Origin of the sequence: Empedobacter sp. UBA3475 (assembly GCF_002378465.1) — a bacterium.
GTDB classification, from domain to species: Bacteria; Bacteroidota; Bacteroidia; order Flavobacteriales; family Weeksellaceae; genus Empedobacter; species Empedobacter falsenii_B.
The window spans coordinates 1-20,431 of sequence record NZ_DFRA01000026.1; the positions used below are offsets into that span (position 1 = coordinate 1).

Here is a 20,431-nt window from a genome sequence, read left to right on the forward strand (position 1 = left end):
AATCAAAATGCACAACGGGTTATACTAATTTTTTTCCAAAAAAATGGAAAGACAAAAAGACAGGCTAAGATAATTGTAAAGAATAAAATGTTTTTTTATACGCTCTTTGTCAAGTTGAATTCATTTCAACTTCGCATCCTCAAAGTAAAACTCAAATCAAAAAAAACTTTATACATTTACCGAAGCACTTCTCGCGACAGAAGTGCTTCTTTTTTATTTAAAATCTGACAAAACGACACATAATGGGCATTGGCAAACTATTTGATTCAATCAGAAACAAAAAAACTAATAAGAATATGTCTGACCAAAATATACACGAAGAATTAGAGAACGAGAATCTTCAAGAAAACGTTCAAGAGAGTGATAACACTGTAGAACAACCACAAGAAGAAACTGCTGGAAAGTCAGAATTAGAAATTGTTAAGGAACAATTAGCAAAAGAAAAAGACCAATATTTACGCTTATTTGCAGAGTTTGACAACTTCAAAAAACGTACTTCGCGCGAACGCATGGACATTTTCAAGACAGCAAATAAAGAAGTTATTACGTCTTTATTGCCTGTTTTAGACGATTTTGGACGCGCTTTAAATCAAATTGAAAAGTCTGGAGACGACAGCTTACATCAAGGTGTTGAATTAATCAATAATAAATTAGTAGAAACGTTACGTGCAAAAGGTTTGAAAGAAATGGAAACTAAAGCTGGAGACGATTTCAATACTGATTTACACGAAGCAATTACTCAAATTACTGCTCCAACAGAGGATTTAAAAGGAAAAATTGTAGACGTTGTAGAAACGGGTTATTTATTAAATGATGTGGTAGTTCGCTACGCTAAAGTTGTTGTTGGATTATAATTTAGATTAAGAAAATGTCATCAAAAAGAGATTATTACGAAATATTGCAGGTCGAAAGATCTGCAACATCAGAGCATATCAAGAAAGCCTATCGTAAACTTGCCATCAAATATCACCCTGACAAAAATCCTGGTGACAAAGAGGCAGAAGATAAATTTAAAGAAGCTGCAGAAGCTTACGAAGTTTTAAGCGACGACAACAAACGTGCACGTTACGACCAATTCGGACATGCAGGAATGGGCGGAGCTGCTGGCGCAGGATTCGGCGGTGGCGGCGGAATGAATATGGAAGATATTTTCTCTCATTTCGGCGATATCTTTGGAGGCGGAGGATTCGGTGGTGGATTTGGAGGTCAATCTCGTGGTCCACGTCGAATGAAAGGTTCTGATTTGCGTATTCGCGTAAAATTGAACTTAGAAGAAATGGTTAACGGTTGCGAAAAGAAAGTAAAAGTTAAACGTTTTAAACAAGCAGATGGCGTTACATCTAAAACATGTCCATCTTGTGGCGGTTCTGGACAACAAGTTCGTGTTACCAACACATTTTTAGGACAAATGCAAACTGCTACAACTTGTGGAACATGTCAAGGAGTAGGAAAAGTTGCAGACAAAATTCCTTCGGGAGCAAATAATCAAGGATTAATCAAAGTTGAGGAAACAATCGATCTTAAAATTCCTGCTGGAGCAAGAGAAGGAATTCAATTACAAGTTCGTGGAAAAGGTAACGATGCGCCTTTTGATGGTATTCCTGGTGATTTACTTGTTTTGATTGAAGAAGAAGAACACGATACATTAAAACGTGATGGAAACAACTTACATTTTGATTTGTATGTTTCTATTCCTGATGCTGTTTTAGGTGCTTCGAAAGAAATTCCGACGGTTAACGGAAAAGTGAAAATTAAAGTTGACAAAGGAACTCAATCAGGAAAAGTATTACGTTTAAAAGGTCAAGGTTTACCAGATTTGAACGGTTACGGAAAAGGTGATTTATTTGTGCATGTTAACATTTGGACACCAACTCATTTATCGAAAGATCAAGAAGCGTATTTTGAAAAAATGAGAGACGATGATCATTTCTCACCAGAACCTTCGAAAAATGAAAAATCATTCTTTGAACGTGTGAAAGATATGTTTCAGTAATTGAAAATCAAATGATATAAAAAAATCCATCTCAAATGAGATGGATTTTTTTATATTTTAAAATCTTTTAATGACTATGCGTGTTAGCTTCCCCAGCTGAACCTTCACGATCATACGAACAACAAGAAGGTAAACTTCCGTACACTTTTTCTTCTGCACGTTTATTATCAGTATCGTGTCCAACCGCTACTACAGCGTTTTCTACATCATCCACTTTACTCTTTTTTTCATTCAATATAATATGTAAATTTTGCGTATTACTATCCCATTCAGCAGATTTTACGCCTTTTACACCATAAGCCGCTCTTTCAATACGGTCTTTACATTGTCCACAATTTCCTTTAACGTGTAAATCGTGTTTCGCATTTTTATTTTGTGCTTGTGCGCTAATTCCTAAAGTCGCAACCAAAGCAAAGGCTAATAATTTTTTCATTATTTTATATTTTTTATGATTTTTATTTTAAACTAAATCTTAATCCAGCGTAATACATTTGTCCAAAAATTGGTGCATAAACAATCGAACTATCGAAATAATTTGAACCAAAAGGATTATCTGCTCCTAAAATTACGCGATGTTGTTGATAATTCGTTACATTTTCTCCTCCAATATATACTTCAAAATGTTTTGAAAAAACACGTGTAATCTGGAAATTAATTGTCCCAAATGGATTCGAATATTCATTCAACTGATTTTCTGGCAAATTATCTGATGTATTTGGTAAACGCTGTTTTCCAATCCAATTATACGTCGCATCAAAACGCCAATTTCTTCCATTTCTTTCATGTGTTTCATATTCAAGATTTGTAAAGAAACGATGCTTCGCTTGCAATGGACGTTCTAATTTTCCGTTTTCATAATCGGTTGCTATATCATAATATTTGTATGATGCTCTAATTTTGAAATGCGTAAATGGATTATAATTAAAATCGAATTGGAACGAATTTGCATACGAATCTCCTTCTAAATTATAAAACCTAACTTGGCGCGCTGAATAATCGATATCCGTCACAATTTGATTTTCGAAATCTGTTCGATAAAAATCTGCTGTAACATCAGCATTTTTTCCAAATAATTTGAATTCTTGAGTTACGCTAAATCCATAATTCCATGCAATTTCTGGATCTAAACCATATATTTTTCCATTTCCATCGCCCAAAATATTAAATTGTCTTGAAGAAGCAAATAAATTCTGATTTTCTGCAAATATATTATTGATTCGTTTTCCACGACCAACCGATGCTTTTATTGTTGTTCCTTTTACAGGTGTATAACGTGTATGCAAACGAGGTGTTAAGAAAAATCCCATTCGATTATGATAATCTCCACGAAGCCCAGCAATCATATTGAAATTCTTCATATTATCAAACGTATATTCGAAAAATGCTCCTGCAGAATTATCAATTCGATCATAATTCGCATCAATCGGAAGCGCTACAAATTCCTTGAATTTATTATACGTAAAACTCGCTCCTGTAGAGAATTTATTTTTTGTATTGCTAATAATCGAACTGAAAATATAGTTGGAATAAAAACTTTGTTGCTCAATATCATATTGATTCAATCCAAAGTAAGAATCTTGTTTATGATAGCTAAACGCCGTTTGTAATCCCATACTTTGATAAGGCATTTCTGGAAAAACATACCCAATTTTTGACGAAACATCCACACGATTTGTATTGATTTCTGACCCCCAATAATTTGTTGTTAATTTATCACGATCTTTATCAAAATCAACTTGTCCTGCTTGTTTTGTATCATTCAAATATCTTGCAGATAAAAATCCAACCCAACCTTTTTCTAAGTTTTGATATTGCCAACGATTCATCACATTAACTTGATGTCCAAGCGGATTATCTAAAAACCCATCATCGTTCATATCATTCTTCGAAACGCGTGCATTTCCATGCATAAACAAAGAAGTACTCCATTTATCATTCAATTTTTTGTTCAAATGCACATTCCCTTCGAAGCGCGAATCTGTAGAACCATAAAGATTCACAAACAACGGAATATCATTTGAAGGTTTGATTAATTCTGTATTAATCTGCCCAGAAATACTTTCATAACCATTAATCACCGTTCCCGCACCTTTCGTCACCTGAATACTTTCTACCCAAGTTCCTGGCGTAAAACTAAGCCCAAAAGCTTGCGAAGCTCCACGAACATTTGGTATATTTTCTTCTGCAATCAAAATATAAGGAGAGGTTAAACCCAACATTTTAATTTGCTTATTTCCCATTACAGCATCCGAAAAATTGACATCAATAGAAGGATTTGTCTCGAAAGATTCAGCTAAATTACAACATGCTGCTTTCAACAATTCTTTTCCAGTCATTGTCGTCATATTGGTTGCAAACTTCGATTTTTTAAGCGAACTACTTGTATCACGAACCACAACTTCATTCAACGAAGTATCCCCAAAATGATCTTTTACATTGATGGTGATATTCTGAAATTCGTCTTTTAATTCCTTAAAAGTTGTTGTTTCATTGTCATAAAAAACACCTAAAATTGAGGTTGGTTGATAATTTTCGATCTCAAAGTTTCCTTTTTCATCTGTAATAACAGTAATATCTGACGATTGCCAAAACACTTCTGCTCCAACGATTGGTTGTTGATTTTGATCTGTAATTTTTCCTTTTAAAGTAGATTGTGCGTAAGAAAACGCAGCACTTAGTATAAATACTGAAGTGAATATTTTTTTCATTTTTACGATTTAAGGCTCAATGCCTATTTATTATTGTGTACTTGTTGATTAGATTTTCATCAAATACTTTAATATTTAGATAATAGCGTATTGTTTTCTGATTAATTTAATCAAAAAATAAACGGGTATTACCCTTCGTAAAATGTTAACTGAGAATTGAGTATATAATTTGGCGGTGCATTTGACGCAACATAAAAATCAAGGAAACTAGATTGATTGCTCACCTCTTCATCTTGAATCGGAATTCTAATTTGAAGAATTTCAGAAACTATAAAACTAATCGGAATAAGTTTTTGAATTTTGACAGTTTGCTTTTCTACAAACTTATCCGAATATGAAATATCCTTACAGCAATCATCTTTTTTAGATTTATTGTTTTCCGGTAATTCGCAATGTTTTTTTTCTGTTTTTGGAGGACAACACGAAGTAGAAACTCCCATTTCGTGCGAATTATTATCCAAATGATTCAACTTCACTTGCTCCACCACTCCTTGACAAAAATGCATAGAAAATGCGTAGCTAAGATTTGAAAAAATCAAAACCACCGACAAAACATACTTTATGTAATGTTGCATTTTCATGTTGGACAAAAATAAACAAAAAATTCAAATCAAAACAAACTGAAATTTATATCATTTTCAAAGTTTCTTATAGAATTTTCAGTTTTCATCACTTTATCTTCTTGCCTGTTTGTTCGTCGGAATATTAATAATCCCAGAACCATTTACCAACGATTTATCGTTTTCGTTAACAATTTTCAAAACAACTTCAAAATTTTGCCAATCTATCCCTTGCAAAGTCACTAAACCTGTTGCTTTATCAATCGATTTTATTTTAAATCCTTTATCAGGAAAATCTTGTCCATCGACAATTGGATCAAAATCCAACCCAACTTCTGGCTCAACTTTAAAAGCAGAATCTTGCACAAATTTGTATCGATCTTTAAAACTTTGCGTCAACAATTCATTTTGCTTGATATACTCATCTTCGTTTATTTTAACAATTGTATCCATGATATAATCAACATAATTATTCATAAAATCAAGCGCAACATTATAATTAACATCCGATTCTTTAACCGAATCTTTCACTTCACTTTCAATTTTATTTTCTGTTGATGAACTAGATGAATTATTAGAATTACAACTTGTAACAAAACTTAATAATAGAATAGGAAGAATAAACTTTTTCATAAGGTTATCATTTTTTAATGATTTAAAAGTATGTTTTTTTTGATTGAAATTGAAATAACTCGAATAGTAAAATCAATCATTTTGTTAATAATCTTCTCAAAAAATAGAATAAGCGATTAAAGCCTTACGATTTTATCAAAATATACCTCAATAGTCATCAAAAATCACTAAAATTGCACTTTAAATAAGAACACACAATTAATTATGTCAGAAGATATTTTCAAGAAAGTAGTTTCTCATGCGAAAGAATATGGTTTCATTTTTCAATCGAGTGAGATTTATGATGGATTATCAGCCGTTTACGATTATGGTCAAAACGGAGCTGAGCTAAAAAATAACATCAAACAATATTGGTGGAAAGCAATGGTACAAATGCACGAAAACATTGTCGGCATTGATTCTGCTATTTTTATGCACCCTACTACTTGGAAAGCTTCGGGCCACGTTGACGCGTTTAATGATCCTTTGATTGATAACAAAGATTCTAAAAAACGTTACCGTGCCGATGTTTTAATTGAAGATCATTGTGCAAAAATTGAAGGTAAAATAGAGAAAGAAGTTGCGAAAGCTGCAAAACGTTTCGGTGATGCTTTTGATAAAGATCAATTTGTTGCGACAAATCCTCGTGTTGTAGAATATCAAAATCAAATCAATACAATTTTAGCGCGCATGGGAAAATCTTTGGAAAACGAAGATTTAGACGATATAAAAGCTTTGATTGAAGAATTAGAAATTGCTGATCCTGTAACTGGTTCTAAAAATTGGACAGAAGTTCGTCAATTCAACTTGATGTTCGGAACAAAATTAGGAGCAACAGCAGATCAAGCAATGGATTTATATTTACGCCCAGAAACGGCTCAAGGTATTTTCTTAAATTACTTGAACGTACAAAAATCTGGACGTATGAAATTACCTTTCGGAATTGCTCAGATTGGTAAAGCTTTCCGTAATGAGATTGTTGCACGTCAATTTATTTTCCGTCAACGTGAGTTTGAACAAATGGAAATGCAATTTTTCGTAAAACCAGGAACTGAATTAGAATGGTACGAAAAATGGAAAGAAACACGTTTACGTTGGCATCAAACTTTAGGTTTAGGAAATGAAAATTATCGTTTCCACGACCACGAAAAATTAGCGCACTATGCAAATGCTGCTGCTGATATTGAGTTTAAATTCCCATTCGGATTCAAAGAATTAGAAGGAATTCACTCACGTACAGATTTCGATTTGAAAGCACACGAACAACATTCAGGTAAAAAAATTCAATATTTCGATAACGAAACAAACGAATCATACACACCTTATGTTGTAGAAACTTCTGTAGGTTTGGATCGTATGTTCTTAGCAGTTTTCTCAAATTCATTGAAAGAAGAAGTTTTAGAAGATGGATCAGAACGTGTTGTATTATCTTTACCAGCTGCATTAGCGCCAATTAAAGCTGCTGTTTTACCATTGGTAAAGAAAGATGGTTTACCAGAATTAGCGAAAGAAATTTTGAAGAAATTACGTTTAGATTACAACGTAATGTACGAAGAAAAAGATACTATCGGTAAACGTTACCGTCGTATGGATGCGATTGGAACACCTTTCTGTATCACTGTTGACCACGATTCATTAAACGATAATTCTGTTACTTTACGTTACCGTGATACAATGGAGCAAAAACGTGTTAATATTAATGAGTTAGCTCAAATTATCGACAAAGAAGTCAACATGAAATATCTTTTTGAACAATTATAAAAAGAATATCTTCTCAATACAATAATACTAAAGCTCAGAAATTTCTGAGCTTTTTTTATTTTTATTAAAATTTTTAACAATTTGGCAAAGCTTTTGATTTTAATTTAGATATATTAATCTAAAAAATACAAATTATGGGCTTTATTATTAATCTTTTGGTATCAGCATTAGTTGTTTTCGGACTTGCTAACATTTTACCTGGAGTATCTGTAAAAGGATATGGTTCTGCGATTATTGTTGCACTTGTTATTGGACTTTTAAATGCTGTTGTAAAACCAGTTTTAAACTTTATTAGTTTACCTGTAACAATCTTAACATTAGGATTATTTTCTTTTGTGATTACAGCAATCATTATCTTATTAGCAAGTGCAATTATGGGAGATAGTTTCCATGTGGACGGATTCTGGTATGCATTATTATTTGGTATTGTTTTAGCAATTGTCAATTCTTTAGTTGGAGGAATGATGGGAGACTAATTTATACAGATTATTACATATAAAAAGCTGTCCAAAATTGGACAGCTTTTGTATTTTATAAAAGTTTTATTGAGGATAAAATTTTATTTGCTCAAAAATATAGTTATCATGTTTTTTAAGAAGATCAACCAATTGTTTCAATTCGGACTCTTCCCATTTATTCTGAAACATCTCATCATGAATTAACACAACTATATTATTATTTGTAAAGGTTTTATTCGATTCTAATTGATTAACAATTTGTTTATAAATCGTTTGAACAGATTGCACCGGTGTTCCATCTTTTCCATGATGCGTCCATTCCAAATCCCAACCAATAACTTTATAACCCAACTTTGCTAAACCATCAGCCGTTTGTACACCAGAAGCTCCATCATTCTTCGATTTTCCGTCCAATCTCCACATGTTTCTTCCTGGTAAACGAACAATTTTATCTTGTAATTTTAGTATCGATTGGTTTTTCAAAATATCCTCAACCGACGTTTGCTCGTTACTATAAAACTTTTTGTATTGATCATTCGCATGCGTCCAACTATGATTACATTCTTCGATGTACGGATTATCTTCGTAATATTTAAAATAATTCGTCATTGTTTTATTTTTCTCCACATGTTCTCCAACAAGAAAAACAGTCACTTTTAACTTCTCATTTTTGAAAACCTCATCAATATTTTCACTTCCATTCAAAGGCCCATCATCAAAAGTTAAATAGATATATTTCTTCACAAAATCACTCGCTTTCTGTGCAAACGAACTTGTCGAGAAGATTAATAAAAAGACACTCAAAAGTGTCATTATTCTTTTATTCCATATCATTTAAGTTAATTTTTAATGAATTAAATGTATGAAAGAAATTCTATTTTTTATATTTTTCTAATGCTCTTTCTAATCGTGTTTTGATTCTTTTTTTCACTAATCTTGGAGCAAGAATTTCTATTTCTTCTCCAAATCCTAAAAGTTCTCGTTCCAACTCAAAATTATGTACAACTTCTATCGAAAATAAAGTTCCTTCGTCCGTCACTTCCAACACTTTTTGCGTCGCATGAATTGGTTTTGTCACCACATAAGGCGCTAATTTTTTATTCACACGAAAAACAACACGCTGCTCTCTTTCTTTCACACTTTTCGTTACACCAATCGCATTGTTATAATACGTATCAAAATTAATTTCTTGCTCATCGACAAAAGGTTCATTTGCCAATTCATAAAACTCAACAATTCTATCCAAAGCCAACGTATACAAATTTTTATCTTTTCTCGATTTAGCTAATAAAAACCAGCGATTACGGTATTCTTTCAACAAATACGGATAATAAACTTGTTGTTTTGGCTCTTTACTTTTTGAGGTAAAAGATTGATACGAAATCAGCAAAGGTTGTTTCTTTACAATTGCTTGATACAACCGGTTCAAATGTTCTAAACCTTTTAATAATGGATTTTCTTCGAACTGAATATAATTTGGTTGTTGATGAGTTTGCTTGGATAAATTATTTTCGAGACGAGTAATAATCTCGTTCATATCATCAAAATAATTAAACCCATTCAATTGTTTCATCACCGAAATCACTTCTTTCATTTTATCTAAATCTGCAGACGAAACAGGCGAATTATGGATCGAATAATCATGATCTTTATATTCATAAAACTTTTTTTCTCGAACAACAATTGGCGCATTATAACCCAATTTATCACTTCGCATCACCTGAATGTCGCCCTGAATTGTACGTTTCGAAACGCCAGAAGTTATTCCTTCGTATTCATACAAAGCTTCCGAAACTTTTTCTATTAAATCTTCTAATCTCCATTTTCTGAAATGATTTTGAAGACATTTATCGATCGTTTGATAACGTATTAATGCAATTTTATTGGTTGCCATGGTTGATTTCTTTCTTCAATACTACAAATTTCAAATCAAAGTACGCAATCTATTTGCGTAGAAATTTTCACTTCAACTTTTATTCAAAATATTTTCAATATAAAATCCTCTATTCATCATCATTTACAAATTATTTCGAAAAAATATTTTATTGCGCAATTCATTCGCACACTTCTACTCCAACTTTGTCAAAGGTTTAACAACCAAACGATTTTAATTGTTCCTTAACAAATGTTTCAGTATAGCATTGTAGTAGAAAATGCTTCATCACTTCTATTCTGAATAATTAAAACAAACGCGCAGAAGGTTCGACTCCTTCACTTATTTAATAAATGAGTATTGGTTTAACGCACTAGAATTCGGCTCTAGTAACAGACTTTTAATCTGTATTTATCGCCTGAAAAAGGCACCATTAGAAACAAAAAAGCTAAAAAGTTTTCTTTTCGAATAAAGAATTTATTTCGTTGAAATGAATTTGAAATAAGATCAAAAACTTGCTCAAAACCTGAATTTGAAACTTTAGTTGATGATTGATTTCAAAAGTTTAAAAATAAAAAATCAAGTCAAAATGATTTGAAAAAAGTTAAAAGTAAGAAATCAAAAGAAGCTGCTCAAACTTCAAATTCCGTTTTAAAAAAGGAAAATGATTTAGCTTTTTTATTAGAAAATTTAAAAAAAAGATTCTTCGATAAACTCAGAATGACAATAATTCGTCAATTCGAGTAATTTTTCGAAATGAAAATAAAGAAAAATTGTATCGAGAATAGAATTAAAAAATAGTCATCCTGAACTCGTTTCAGTATCTCATAATAAAGATTCTTCGACAGGCTCAGAATGACAAAAAAAATAGTAAAAACCTATAAAAAATAATAAAATGAAAAAATTAGCAATTAACAACCAAGAAATTGGAATCTATATCAAAAATAACGAAGTAGATAAAATTTACTCAAAAGGAAATTATTGGATTTTCTTTAATAAAAACATCGAAAAATTAAACATCAACGAAATAATTGATGAAAAATTCCACGCAATGATTTTGGAAAATGAAACATTAAAAAATATGGTAGATTTTATCGAAGTATTACATAACGAAGTGTTGATTATTTACAAAAACAATCAAATCTATGATTCTTTTTACAATAAAAACGTGATGATTTGGAAAAATTCGACTCAATTAAAAGCTATAAAATTTGACTTGAATTCTACTGACGAAATTAAGAATTTAACAAAAAGAGAAATTGATATTTTGAGAAAAGCTGGTGCAATTCGTATCATTTCTGTTGCGCCATATTTCGAAGGAATTTTATTTAAAGACAATGAATTTGATTCGGTTTTAAAAGCTGGTGAATACCTATTTTACAACAACGAAGTTAAAATCTCGATGGTATCTTTTGATATGCGTCCGCAAACAATTGAAATTTCGGGACAAGAAATTTTGACGAAAGATAAAGCGCAATTACGAATCAATTTTATGGTAAATTATCAAATTACTGATTTGTTAAACGCTTATCAATCGAACAAAGATTTCGAAAAAATGATTTATCAAGCGATTCAATTAGGTTTGAGAGAATTTATTGGAAACATGAATTTTGATGATTTGATGTCAGATAAAAATTCGGTAACGAATTATATCATTCAAAAATATCAAGCTGAATTCCAAGAAATTGGTCTAAAATTGATTGACGCAGGTATGAAAGACATTATTCTTCCTGGAGAAATAAGAGAAATTATGAACCGTGTTTTGATTGCCGAAAAAACGGCTCAAGCTAATTCGATTACGCGTCGTGAGGAAACTGCTTCAACAAGAAGCTTGTTGAATACAGCAAAATTAATGGAAGAAAACGAAACATTATGGAAATTGAAAGAGATGGAATACATCGAAAAAATTGCTGATAAAGTAGGAGAAATCTCAATTTCTGGTGGGTCGAATGTATTAAATGAACTAAAAACAATGTTTACAAAATAATATTCTAACCAAATTATATGAAAACAACCGAACAACAAAACAAACCAATTAATGGAATTGATTTGATTGCCTTGGGTTATCCTGAGAATGAAATTTTAGGAATTGCCTTAAAAATTAACCGAAAAAGAAATGGTTATACAAAAGCCGAAATGCTTGATAAATATGCGCAAGTTTTGTCTTCGCCACAAGATTTCTTAGAAGATAAAATTTTCAAAACGCTTGCAAATGGTTTTATCAATGGAATTCATTTACCTCAACAAGATGAAAACTTAATTGAATTGAATGAAAATCCGAACGATTTCAACATTTATGGTGCAAAAAATATTGAAGATGGTGCTTTAGAACAAATGAAAGTAGCCATGAAACTTCCTGTAACAGTTGCCGGCGCAATAATGCCAGATGCTCATCAAGGTTATGGTTTACCGATTGGCGGAGTTTTAGCAACAAAAAATGCAATTATTCCTTATGGTGTCGGCGTTGATATTGGATGTAGAATGGCTTTATCGATTTATGATTTACCTGCTTCTTATTATTTTAAGCATCATGATTCTTTAAAAAAAACTTTAATAAAAAACACAAAGTTTGGTGCAGGACATGGTTTTCATGGTCAATACAAAGCCGAACATCAGATTTTGGATGATGCAAAATTCGAAACAAATTCATTTATTCAAAATTTAAAAGATAAAGCGTGGTCGCAATTGGGTTCTTCTGGAGGAGGAAATCATTTTGTAGAATTTGGTCTGATTGATTTCAAAGAAGATGATAAGAAACTGAACATCAAAAAAGGTTCGTATTTAGCGTTATTAACGCATTCTGGATCGAGAGGTTTCGGTGCTACAATCGCTGGACATTATACAAAAATTGCAAAAGAAATTTGTAAACTTCCTTATAAAGCACAAAATTTAGCTTATTTGGATTTGGATTCTGCAGAAGGTCAAGAATATTGGATTACGATGAATTTGGCTGGTGAATATGCTTCGGCTTGTCACGAAATTATTCATCAAAAAATTAAAAAATCTATCGGTGCAGAAGTTTTAGCTAAAGTAGAAAATCATCATAATTTTGCTTGGAAAGAAATTTACAATGGCGAAGAAGTAATTGTTCATCGAAAAGGTGCAACACCAGCTTCTAAAGATGTGATGGGAATTATTCCAGGTTCAATGACTGCGCCAGGATTTTTGGTTCGCGGAAAAGGTGAAGAAAATTCTATTCATTCGGCTTCTCATGGTGCTGGTCGAAAGATGAGCCGAACACAAGCAATTAAATCATTATCACAAAACAAGATAAACGATTATTTGAATGATTTTGGAATTACACTAATTGGAGGCGGAAAAGATGAAGCGCCGATGGCGTATAAAGATATTCACGAAGTAATGGCTGCACAACAAGATCTGGTTGATGTTGTGGCTACTTTTACACCTAAAATGGTCAGAATGGCAGATGACGGATCGAGAGAAGATTAAAAAAATGCCTGAACAAATGTTCAGGCATTTTATATTTTATTGATTAAATCCAATCTTTTGGATGTTTCAAAACATCGACTAATTTATATTCTTCCGAACCTTCTTCTGGTTGGTGATTATAGTGCCATTGTACATGTTTTGGCAAACTCATCAAAATAGATTCTATTCGTCCATTTGTTTTCAAACCAAATAAAGTTCCTCTATCATGAATTAGATTAAATTCCACATAACGACCTCTTCTAATTTCTTGCCATTCCTTTTGTTCATCAGAAAATTCATCATTTTTGTGCTTTTCAACTATCGGAATATACGCTTCTAAAAATGAGTTTCCTACTTCCGTTACAAAATCATACCATTGTTCAACTGTTTTTTCTGAAGTTGGTTTCAAGTAATCAAAAAACAAACCTCCTATTCCACGGGCTTCTTCACGATGAGTATTCCAAAAATATTTATCACATTCCTCTTTATACTTCGGATAAAAAGCCACATCATGCGCATCACAACTTTTTTTACAGATTGTATGCCAATGCATCACATCTTCTTCATCCAAATAATACGGTGTTAAATCTTGACCTCCTCCAAACCATTGATCGACAATATTTCCATCTTTATCATACATTTCGAAATATCTCCAATTCGCATGAGTCGTCGGAATATGTGGACTTGTTGGATGAATAACCAAACTCAATCCACAAGCAAAAAATTTACCTGACGAAACATTTAACGCTTTTTGCATTGTTTCTGGTAATTCTCCATAAACTTTTGAAATATTAACGCCAGCTTTCTCAAAAACAGCTCCGTCAGTTAAAACACATGAAAGACCTCCGCCGCCTTCTTCGCGTTCCCAACTATCTCTTAAAAATTTAGCTTTACCATCAACTTGTTCAAGTTTAGTAATAATTTTATTTTGTAAGTCTTGTATATATTGAAAAAATTGATCTTTCATCATAAATATTTTTGCAAATATAGAATGATTGATAACGATTAGAAAGAAGATTAATAATTAACTTCTCACAAATGCATATTGAAATGGAACTTTTATAGTGGTTTTTATAAATTTCCCTTCATTATTCTTTGCTGGAATAATTTTATATTTACCTCCTTTAATTCTCTCATTTAATCTAAATAAAGACTTTTCTAAGATATCTTTCGTATCCTCACTTCCTTCAAAATCAGAAATAGAAATTACACCATTTTCATCAAAAGTAAAATTGAATTCAGCTTTAAGAAGATAATTTGTAATTAAGTTTCTCGACCTTAATTCCGTACTTACCATTTTATAAAAATCTTTTCTAAAATTTTGTTTAAAACATTTATTCAACTCCTCATTTCCCTTCTGTTCAACTTTTTTACAACTTAGATATATCAAAGGAGTTTTTATAGACTCTTGTGAAAACAACATTATGCTAATACAAACAAAAAATACAAATAAATATTTCTTCATATTCTTAAAATTAATTCATATTATTTAAAACAACTATTATTAATAACTATTTATAATGTAATTTTAATAAATTATATTTATCAAGATAGAAATTATCAAAACCTATGTTTAAAATCATATTTTACTTATAATTAATATTTTAAACAATTAGAACCATTTAAACGACTTAGTTTTGCATCAAACCAACAGTTGATTAAAAAAGTTATTAACAATATTATTCACAAAAGAAATCTTTCTATACCTTTGCAGAAGAAATTTTATAAAAAATATAAATGTCACAAAACGGAATTCCATCGGTTAATTTAGCAGACTTTTTATCTGATGATCCTGCAAGAAAACAAAAATTTGTCAACGAAATTGGTAAAGCATACGAAGAAATAGGATTCGTTGCTTTGAAAGGACATTTTTTATCTGACGAATTAGTTGAAAATTTATATAAAAGCGTTCGCGAATTTTACGCTTTACCTACAGAAACAAAACAAAGTTATGTAGTTGAAGGAATTGGTGGTCAACGCGGTTATACAGCTTTCGGTAACGAACATGCAAAAGGTAGAACCGTTGGTGACTTGAAAGAATTTTGGCATTTTGGACAGTATTTATCTGAAGAAGATAAAGCGAAATACAACTATCCAGAAAATGTTGATGTAAATGAAGTTCCAGGTTTTAACACTTATGGTGAAGAAACATACAAACAATTAGAAAAAACAGGAGTTTACGTTTTACGTGCTTTGGCTTTATTCTTAGGTTTAGACGAGTTTTACTTTGATGATAAAGTAAAAAACGGAAACTCTATTTTGAGAGCAATTCACTATCCTCCTATCACAGAAGAGCCTAAAGATGCAGTTCGTGCTGGTGCCCACGGTGATATTAACCTGATTACATTGTTAATGGGAGCGCAAGGTCGTGGATTACAAGTGCAACGTCACGATGGAACTTGGGTTGATGCTATTGCTGCTGACGACGAATTGGTGATTAATGTTGGTGATATGTTATCTCGTCACACAAACAACAGATTAAAATCAACAATTCACCAAGTGGTTAATCCAGAGAAAGAATTATGGGGAACATCTCGTTTTTCTATTCCATTCTTTATGCATCCAGTTTCTGAAATGGATTTATCTGTTTTAGAAGATTGTGTAACAGAAGAAAATCCAAAACAATTTGAAGATATTACAGCTGGAGATTTCTTGACTCAGCGTTTAAGAGAAATTGGTTTAATTAAATAAGCCATATTTAATCTATTATTTCATAAAAAAGAGAGTTGATTTTGTCAACTCTCTTTTCATTTACATGCCTCTTACATACATGTTGTAGTTAAAAATATCCAAACACAACAAAGTGTATTTATAATCATTTTTATTGATATTCACTTCCAAAACTGGATCCGAATTATAAAATCTAATTTTTAGATTATCATTCTTATCCAATAATAAATAAATAGAGGAAATCGTTGGACGAATATCATTCATCCAATTTTTTAAAGATTCTTTTGAATCTTTAATCAACTCAAATTTTTGAAAATATTCGTGAAAAAAATTCTCTAAACGTTGCACTTGTGTCAAACGATCCAATTCACGATATAAATCGATAAAAACGCATAATTTTTCGCGCTTTGGACAAACACATGGATATGGATGTTCTCCATTATAAAGCCATCTTTGCCACTTTTTACAAGACGTTTGTTCTATTGCTTTCTCAAATTCATCTTCGTATTTTAAAAGCCACCAATTCATACGGCAAATCCGTAAATTGCCTTTTGATAACTGCAAAAGCTCGTCTATATAAGCGCTAACGTTTAACATCAATTAAAAATTTGAGTCTTGCTAATTTACAACTTTTCTGATTGAATTTTAATGTTTTAATAATAATTTTTCAAATTTTAGAATCTTAAATTGCTCATCAAACAAAACGTTATAAAAGAACATTTTTTCCTTCATCGTTTTATTTTTCATTTGCACATTTCGAACTGGAATTAAGACGTTAAATTGAAATTCTCTATCCTTCTCAAAATGATTAACAGCCGCATAATAAATCAAATTGTACCACGAATCGATTGGTGCATAAATCCCATAAAAGTCAGGATATAACGCATCTGCTTCATCTTTGTAAACATTGGTAATCGAATAATTATCAATCTCAAATTTCGAAACGCATTTATAGGTTGTTAATTTAGAACAAATTGAAGTGTCTTGTAGATATTTCGCCGAATCTAATTTCAGCCCAAATTCGTCCATTTTATAATCTTCAAACTTATTAATCGTAGGATCTACCACAATTTTTTTGTTCGGAAATTCTAAACTTTGTTTTTGGATATCTTGTAAAATAGTATCGTAAATTTTTGTTCGAATTTGATTTGGGTTAACATTTTGCGCATCAACAAATAACGCAATATGTAAGGAAAAAACCAATAAAAAAAGTCTCATTTTGGCGTTTTGGTTTAAAATTTGTTTAAATTTATGAAGTCTTTACGATTCAAAAATCAAATTTAGTTGAAAAGATTTCAAATCTTATCATTTCATCATATTTTCGTAAACAAATAGTTAAAAAGGTGTTAAAGTACGCTTTCATACAATTACACTTTAACTATTATTGTTTATTTTTAACAAATTAATACAAAGTTTAATATCCGACAACAAACGTTTATTATAAATATTCTCTATAACTATTATAAATAAAATCTTTTACAATTTTTCCAAACAAGACATAAAAGTTAGACATTTGCAGTGTCAAATAATTTATTCATAGATAGTAAGACAAAGAGTAACAACGAGTATAACGAAATTGATTTATGAAGTTTGGAATTACTCGCACTCTTTTTACTTTTTAGAGTTTTTTATAGTAGTTTAGGTTGGTTAGTAATCCGTTCACTTTGAACGGATTATTTTTTTATAGCTTATCAATAAAAGCTTTCAACAAATTATATACTTTTTCAGAGGAACTCAAATCCAAACTTTCAGCTGTATCATTGGGATCATGATAAAAACCTTTTCCTCCTAATGTGTAAATAAAAAACGACGGAACACCTTTCAAATAAAACGGACAATGATCGGAATTACACGATTCTCCTCGAATTTTAACTTCTTTTAGGTATTTATTTGTTTGATTGAATTCAACTAATTTTTCAAATTGATTTTTAAAAACTTTACCATTCACAACTTGAATTCCTTGATCGCCCGCTCCCATAATATCTAAATTGACTAAAAATTTGATTTGATTCAATGGAAAAAGAGGATGATTAACATAATAATCTGCGCCTAAAATCCCCGCTTCTTCACCTGCAAAAGCCATAAAAACTGTTCTATAATTAGGCTGATGTTTTGAATAATACTTCATCAGCGCCATCATCATTGCAGTTCCGCTCGCATTATCACTCGCTCCAGGAAAAATAGTTTGTCCAACTTTCCCTAAATGATCATAATGAGCAGAAATCACAATTACGCTATCATTGTTCTTTCCGTCAATGTAACCAATTATATTATTTGCTTCGAATGAATTATTTAACTCTGAATCAATAGAATAATCGTTTATTTTTAAATTTTTAGAATAAAATTTATCCGAAATAATAAATTCTGAAATAGAAGATTGTCGTTGACTAAGACTTGAAGTCAATTTATCTGATGTAAATCTAAAAATCGCTCGATTTTTATTTTCATTTTTCTCATAAATATTCGCCCATTGTTTGTAATATTTCTGAATAGAATCTACAGAAGTCACTAAAGGCGGCAAAATAATATGTTTTCCTTTTTGCGATTCATCATCTTTCACAATAAAATCCCTCGTTTTATCTTTCGACTGAAAAGATTCCACATAGGCTTTTGTGTCAAAAATATAAAAAGGTGAATTGGTTTTCGAAATTGATTTAGAAATTGGTTTTACAATAAAATCAATTCCATATTTTAATTCTTTTCCATTAATTTTCAGTTTTGCATCTTTGATAATATTAATCGGAAAAGTAAATGTTTGATTATAACGATTAGAAAAAGACTTCAATCCATTTTTTTGAAATTCGTTTTGTAAATAAATTCCAGCATTTGTCATTCCATTTTCTACATAACCTCTGCCAGCAAACGAATTTGACGTAAGCGAATCTAAAATTGATTTAAAATATTTTTGATCAAAGGTTTGCGCATTTCCGATTGTAATTACAAAACACGAAATCAAACCAAATAATATCATTTTATTCTTCAGCATTTTAATCATTTTATTCTTCAAAAAATATTCTATTCTAAGATAATTATCATTTTAACAAAAAAAATCAATTATCTATATTAAGTCAATAACAAATTTAAAAAATCTTTAAAAAGTAAATCAAATTAATACTACTATAAATTTTATATCTTGCATTATTAAGTTATCATAATAAAAACAACAAATCACAAATTAAATGAAAGAAGTCGTAATAGTTTCAGCTGTTCGTACAGCAATGGGATCTTTTTTGGGAAGTTTATCTAACGTTCCAGCTACAGATTTAGGCGCAACAGCTATTAAAGGAGCTTTAGATAAAATCAACTTAGATGGATCTTTGGTTGATGAAGTATATATGGGAAATGTATTGCAAGCTGGTGAAGGACAAGCACCTGCTAAGCAAGCAATGATAAAAGCAGGTTTACCAAATACAATTCCTGCAACAACGGTAAACAAAGTTTGTGCCTCTGGTATGAAAGCTGTAATGTTTGCTACACAAGCAATTCGTTTAGGTGACGCAGATGTTGTAGTTGCTGGAGGAATGGAAAACATGTCGATGGTTCCTTTCTATTCACCAAATGCAAGAACTGGAAATAAATACGGAAATACTGTTTTGTTAGATGGAATTGTGAACGATGGTTTACAAGATTACTACAGCAAAGAAATGATGGGACTTTTCGGAGATACTTGTGCAACTGAGTTCAATATTTCTCGTGAAGAGCAAGATGAGTTTGCAATTAATTCTTACAAAAAATCTGCTGCTGCTTGGGCTGCTGGAAAATTTGACAACGAAGTTGTTCCTGTAGAAATTCCTCAACGCAAAGGAGAACCAGTTATTTTTAAAGAAGACGAAGAATATAAAAATGTAAACTTTGATAAAGTTCCAGGTTTGCGCGCTGTTTTCTCTAAAGACGGAACTGTAACTGCTGCAAATGCTTCTACAATTAATGATGGAGCTTCTGCTTTAGTATTAATGTCTTTAGATAAAGCAAACGAATTAGGATTAAAACCTCTTGCAAAAGTTATTGCTTATGCTGATGCTTCTCAAGAACCTTCAAAATTTACAACTGCACCAGCTAAAGCGGTTGAAAAATTATTGAAAAAAGCAAATATGACAGCTGCTGATGTTGATTTCTGGGAATTTAACGAAGCGTTTTCAGTTGTTGGAATTGCAAATACTAAATTATTAAACCTTGATGCTTCTAAAGTCAATGTAAATGGTGGTGCGGTTTCTATTGGTCATCCACTTGGAAATTCTGGATCAAGAATTTTGGTTACATTATTAAATGTTTTAGAGCAAAACGGAGGAAAAATTGGTGGTGCAGCTATCTGTAATGGTGGCGGTGGAGCATCTGCAATGATTATCGAAAAAATCTAATTTTAGATC

At 31.2% G+C, this 20,431-nt stretch carries 19 protein-coding genes; 8 read left to right on the top strand and 11 right to left on the bottom strand.

Features of this window, described 5'->3' with window-relative positions; genetic code table 11:
- Nucleotides 1–296 precede the first annotated feature (296 nt).
- Both B3I31_RS05505 and dnaJ read left to right on the top strand, forming a co-directional pair.
- Nucleotides 297–854 carry a nucleotide exchange factor GrpE gene (locus B3I31_RS05505; protein ID WP_286495822.1) on the top strand — a complete coding sequence of 186 codons (558 nt, stop codon included), beginning with the start codon at nucleotides 297–299 and terminating at the stop codon, nucleotides 852–854.
- 14 nt (nucleotides 855–868) lie between these two features.
- Nucleotides 869–1,993: a molecular chaperone DnaJ gene (gene dnaJ, locus B3I31_RS05510; RefSeq protein WP_286495821.1), complete on the top strand. Its 1,125-nt coding sequence runs from the start codon at nucleotides 869–871 to the stop codon at nucleotides 1,991–1,993.
- A 67-nt stretch (nucleotides 1,994–2,060) separates the two neighbouring features.
- Here the strand turns inward: dnaJ and B3I31_RS05515 are convergent, their stop codons facing one another.
- The 4 genes from B3I31_RS05515 to B3I31_RS05530 form a co-directional block, all read right to left on the bottom strand.
- Entirely contained in the window at nucleotides 2,061–2,426 is a 366-nt protein-coding gene (locus tag B3I31_RS05515) for a heavy-metal-associated domain-containing protein (protein ID WP_221856639.1), read from the bottom strand.
- A gap of 22 nt (nucleotides 2,427–2,448) precedes the next feature.
- Nucleotides 2,449–4,701, bottom strand: a complete 2,253-nt coding sequence (locus tag B3I31_RS05520; protein ID WP_286495820.1) for a TonB-dependent receptor — start codon at nucleotides 4,699–4,701, stop codon at nucleotides 2,449–2,451.
- Between the two features lie 128 nt (nucleotides 4,702–4,829).
- A complete protein-coding gene (locus tag B3I31_RS05525) occupies nucleotides 4,830–5,276 on the bottom strand; it encodes an HYC_CC_PP family protein (protein WP_125349052.1) in 447 nt (148 codons plus the stop codon).
- 99 nt (nucleotides 5,277–5,375) lie between these two features.
- Entirely contained in the window at nucleotides 5,376–5,894 is a 519-nt protein-coding gene (locus tag B3I31_RS05530; protein WP_286495819.1) for a hypothetical protein, read from the bottom strand.
- A gap of 204 nt (nucleotides 5,895–6,098) precedes the next feature.
- On the opposite strand from B3I31_RS05530, the gene B3I31_RS05535 reads away from it, so the two are divergent.
- Nucleotides 6,099–7,634: a glycine--tRNA ligase gene (locus B3I31_RS05535; protein ID WP_219035232.1), complete on the top strand. Its 1,536-nt coding sequence runs from the start codon at nucleotides 6,099–6,101 to the stop codon at nucleotides 7,632–7,634.
- A gap of 134 nt (nucleotides 7,635–7,768) precedes the next feature.
- The gene (locus B3I31_RS05540; RefSeq protein ID WP_135836756.1) at nucleotides 7,769–8,110 is read left to right on the top strand and encodes a phage holin family protein; all 342 of its coding nucleotides are present in this window, start codon (nucleotides 7,769–7,771) and stop codon (nucleotides 8,108–8,110) included.
- 66 nt (nucleotides 8,111–8,176) lie between these two features.
- On the opposite strand, the gene B3I31_RS05545 is transcribed toward B3I31_RS05540, so the two are convergent.
- Nucleotides 8,177–8,926, bottom strand: coding sequence for a polysaccharide deacetylase family protein (locus tag B3I31_RS05545; protein ID WP_286495817.1), 750 nt, complete (start codon nucleotides 8,924–8,926; stop codon nucleotides 8,177–8,179).
- 40 nt (nucleotides 8,927–8,966) lie between these two features.
- Complete coding sequence (locus B3I31_RS05550; protein ID WP_286495816.1) at nucleotides 8,967–9,986, bottom strand: helix-turn-helix transcriptional regulator; 1,020 nt, start codon at nucleotides 9,984–9,986, stop codon at nucleotides 8,967–8,969.
- 874 nt (nucleotides 9,987–10,860) lie between these two features.
- Here B3I31_RS05550 and B3I31_RS05555 point away from each other — a divergent pair.
- Complete coding sequence (locus tag B3I31_RS05555; RefSeq protein WP_219034698.1) at nucleotides 10,861–11,952, top strand: slipin family protein; 1,092 nt, start codon at nucleotides 10,861–10,863, stop codon at nucleotides 11,950–11,952.
- 17 nt (nucleotides 11,953–11,969) lie between these two features.
- A complete protein-coding gene (locus B3I31_RS05560; protein WP_291050565.1) occupies nucleotides 11,970–13,415 on the top strand; it encodes an RtcB family protein in 1,446 nt (481 codons plus the stop codon).
- Nucleotides 13,416–13,458: 43 nt separating this feature from the next.
- On the opposite strand, the gene hemF is transcribed toward B3I31_RS05560, so the two are convergent.
- Together hemF and B3I31_RS05570 are read right to left on the bottom strand one after the other, a co-directional pair.
- Entirely contained in the window at nucleotides 13,459–14,361 is a 903-nt protein-coding gene (gene hemF, locus B3I31_RS05565; protein WP_115001274.1) for an oxygen-dependent coproporphyrinogen oxidase, read from the bottom strand.
- Between the two features lie 57 nt (nucleotides 14,362–14,418).
- A complete protein-coding gene (locus tag B3I31_RS05570) occupies nucleotides 14,419–14,859 on the bottom strand; it encodes a hypothetical protein (RefSeq protein WP_125349044.1) in 441 nt (146 codons plus the stop codon).
- A gap of 272 nt (nucleotides 14,860–15,131) precedes the next feature.
- Between B3I31_RS05570 and B3I31_RS05575 the strand changes: the two genes are divergently transcribed.
- Nucleotides 15,132–16,085 (top strand): isopenicillin N synthase family dioxygenase, encoded by a 954-nt coding sequence (locus B3I31_RS05575; protein ID WP_125349043.1) that lies wholly within the window; start codon nucleotides 15,132–15,134, stop codon nucleotides 16,083–16,085.
- Nucleotides 16,086–16,145: 60 nt separating this feature from the next.
- Here B3I31_RS05575 and B3I31_RS05580 read toward each other — a convergent pair whose 3' ends face one another.
- The 3 genes from B3I31_RS05580 to B3I31_RS05590 all read right to left on the bottom strand — a co-directional run bounded on the left by B3I31_RS05580 (nucleotide 16,146) and on the right by B3I31_RS05590 (nucleotide 19,050).
- Nucleotides 16,146–16,592 (bottom strand): hypothetical protein, encoded by a 447-nt coding sequence (locus B3I31_RS05580; RefSeq protein ID WP_115001277.1) that lies wholly within the window; start codon nucleotides 16,590–16,592, stop codon nucleotides 16,146–16,148.
- Nucleotides 16,593–16,709: 117 nt separating this feature from the next.
- The gene (locus B3I31_RS05585) at nucleotides 16,710–17,282 is read right to left on the bottom strand and encodes a hypothetical protein (RefSeq protein ID WP_291087743.1); all 573 of its coding nucleotides are present in this window, start codon (nucleotides 17,280–17,282) and stop codon (nucleotides 16,710–16,712) included.
- 463 nt (nucleotides 17,283–17,745) lie between these two features.
- Nucleotides 17,746–19,050, bottom strand: a complete 1,305-nt coding sequence (locus B3I31_RS05590) for a M28 family metallopeptidase (protein WP_291049058.1) — start codon at nucleotides 19,048–19,050, stop codon at nucleotides 17,746–17,748.
- 193 nt (nucleotides 19,051–19,243) lie between these two features.
- Between B3I31_RS05590 and B3I31_RS05595 the strand changes: the two genes are divergently transcribed.
- A complete protein-coding gene (locus B3I31_RS05595) occupies nucleotides 19,244–20,422 on the top strand; it encodes a thiolase family protein (RefSeq protein ID WP_115001279.1) in 1,179 nt (392 codons plus the stop codon).
- Nucleotides 20,423–20,431 lie beyond the last annotated feature (9 nt).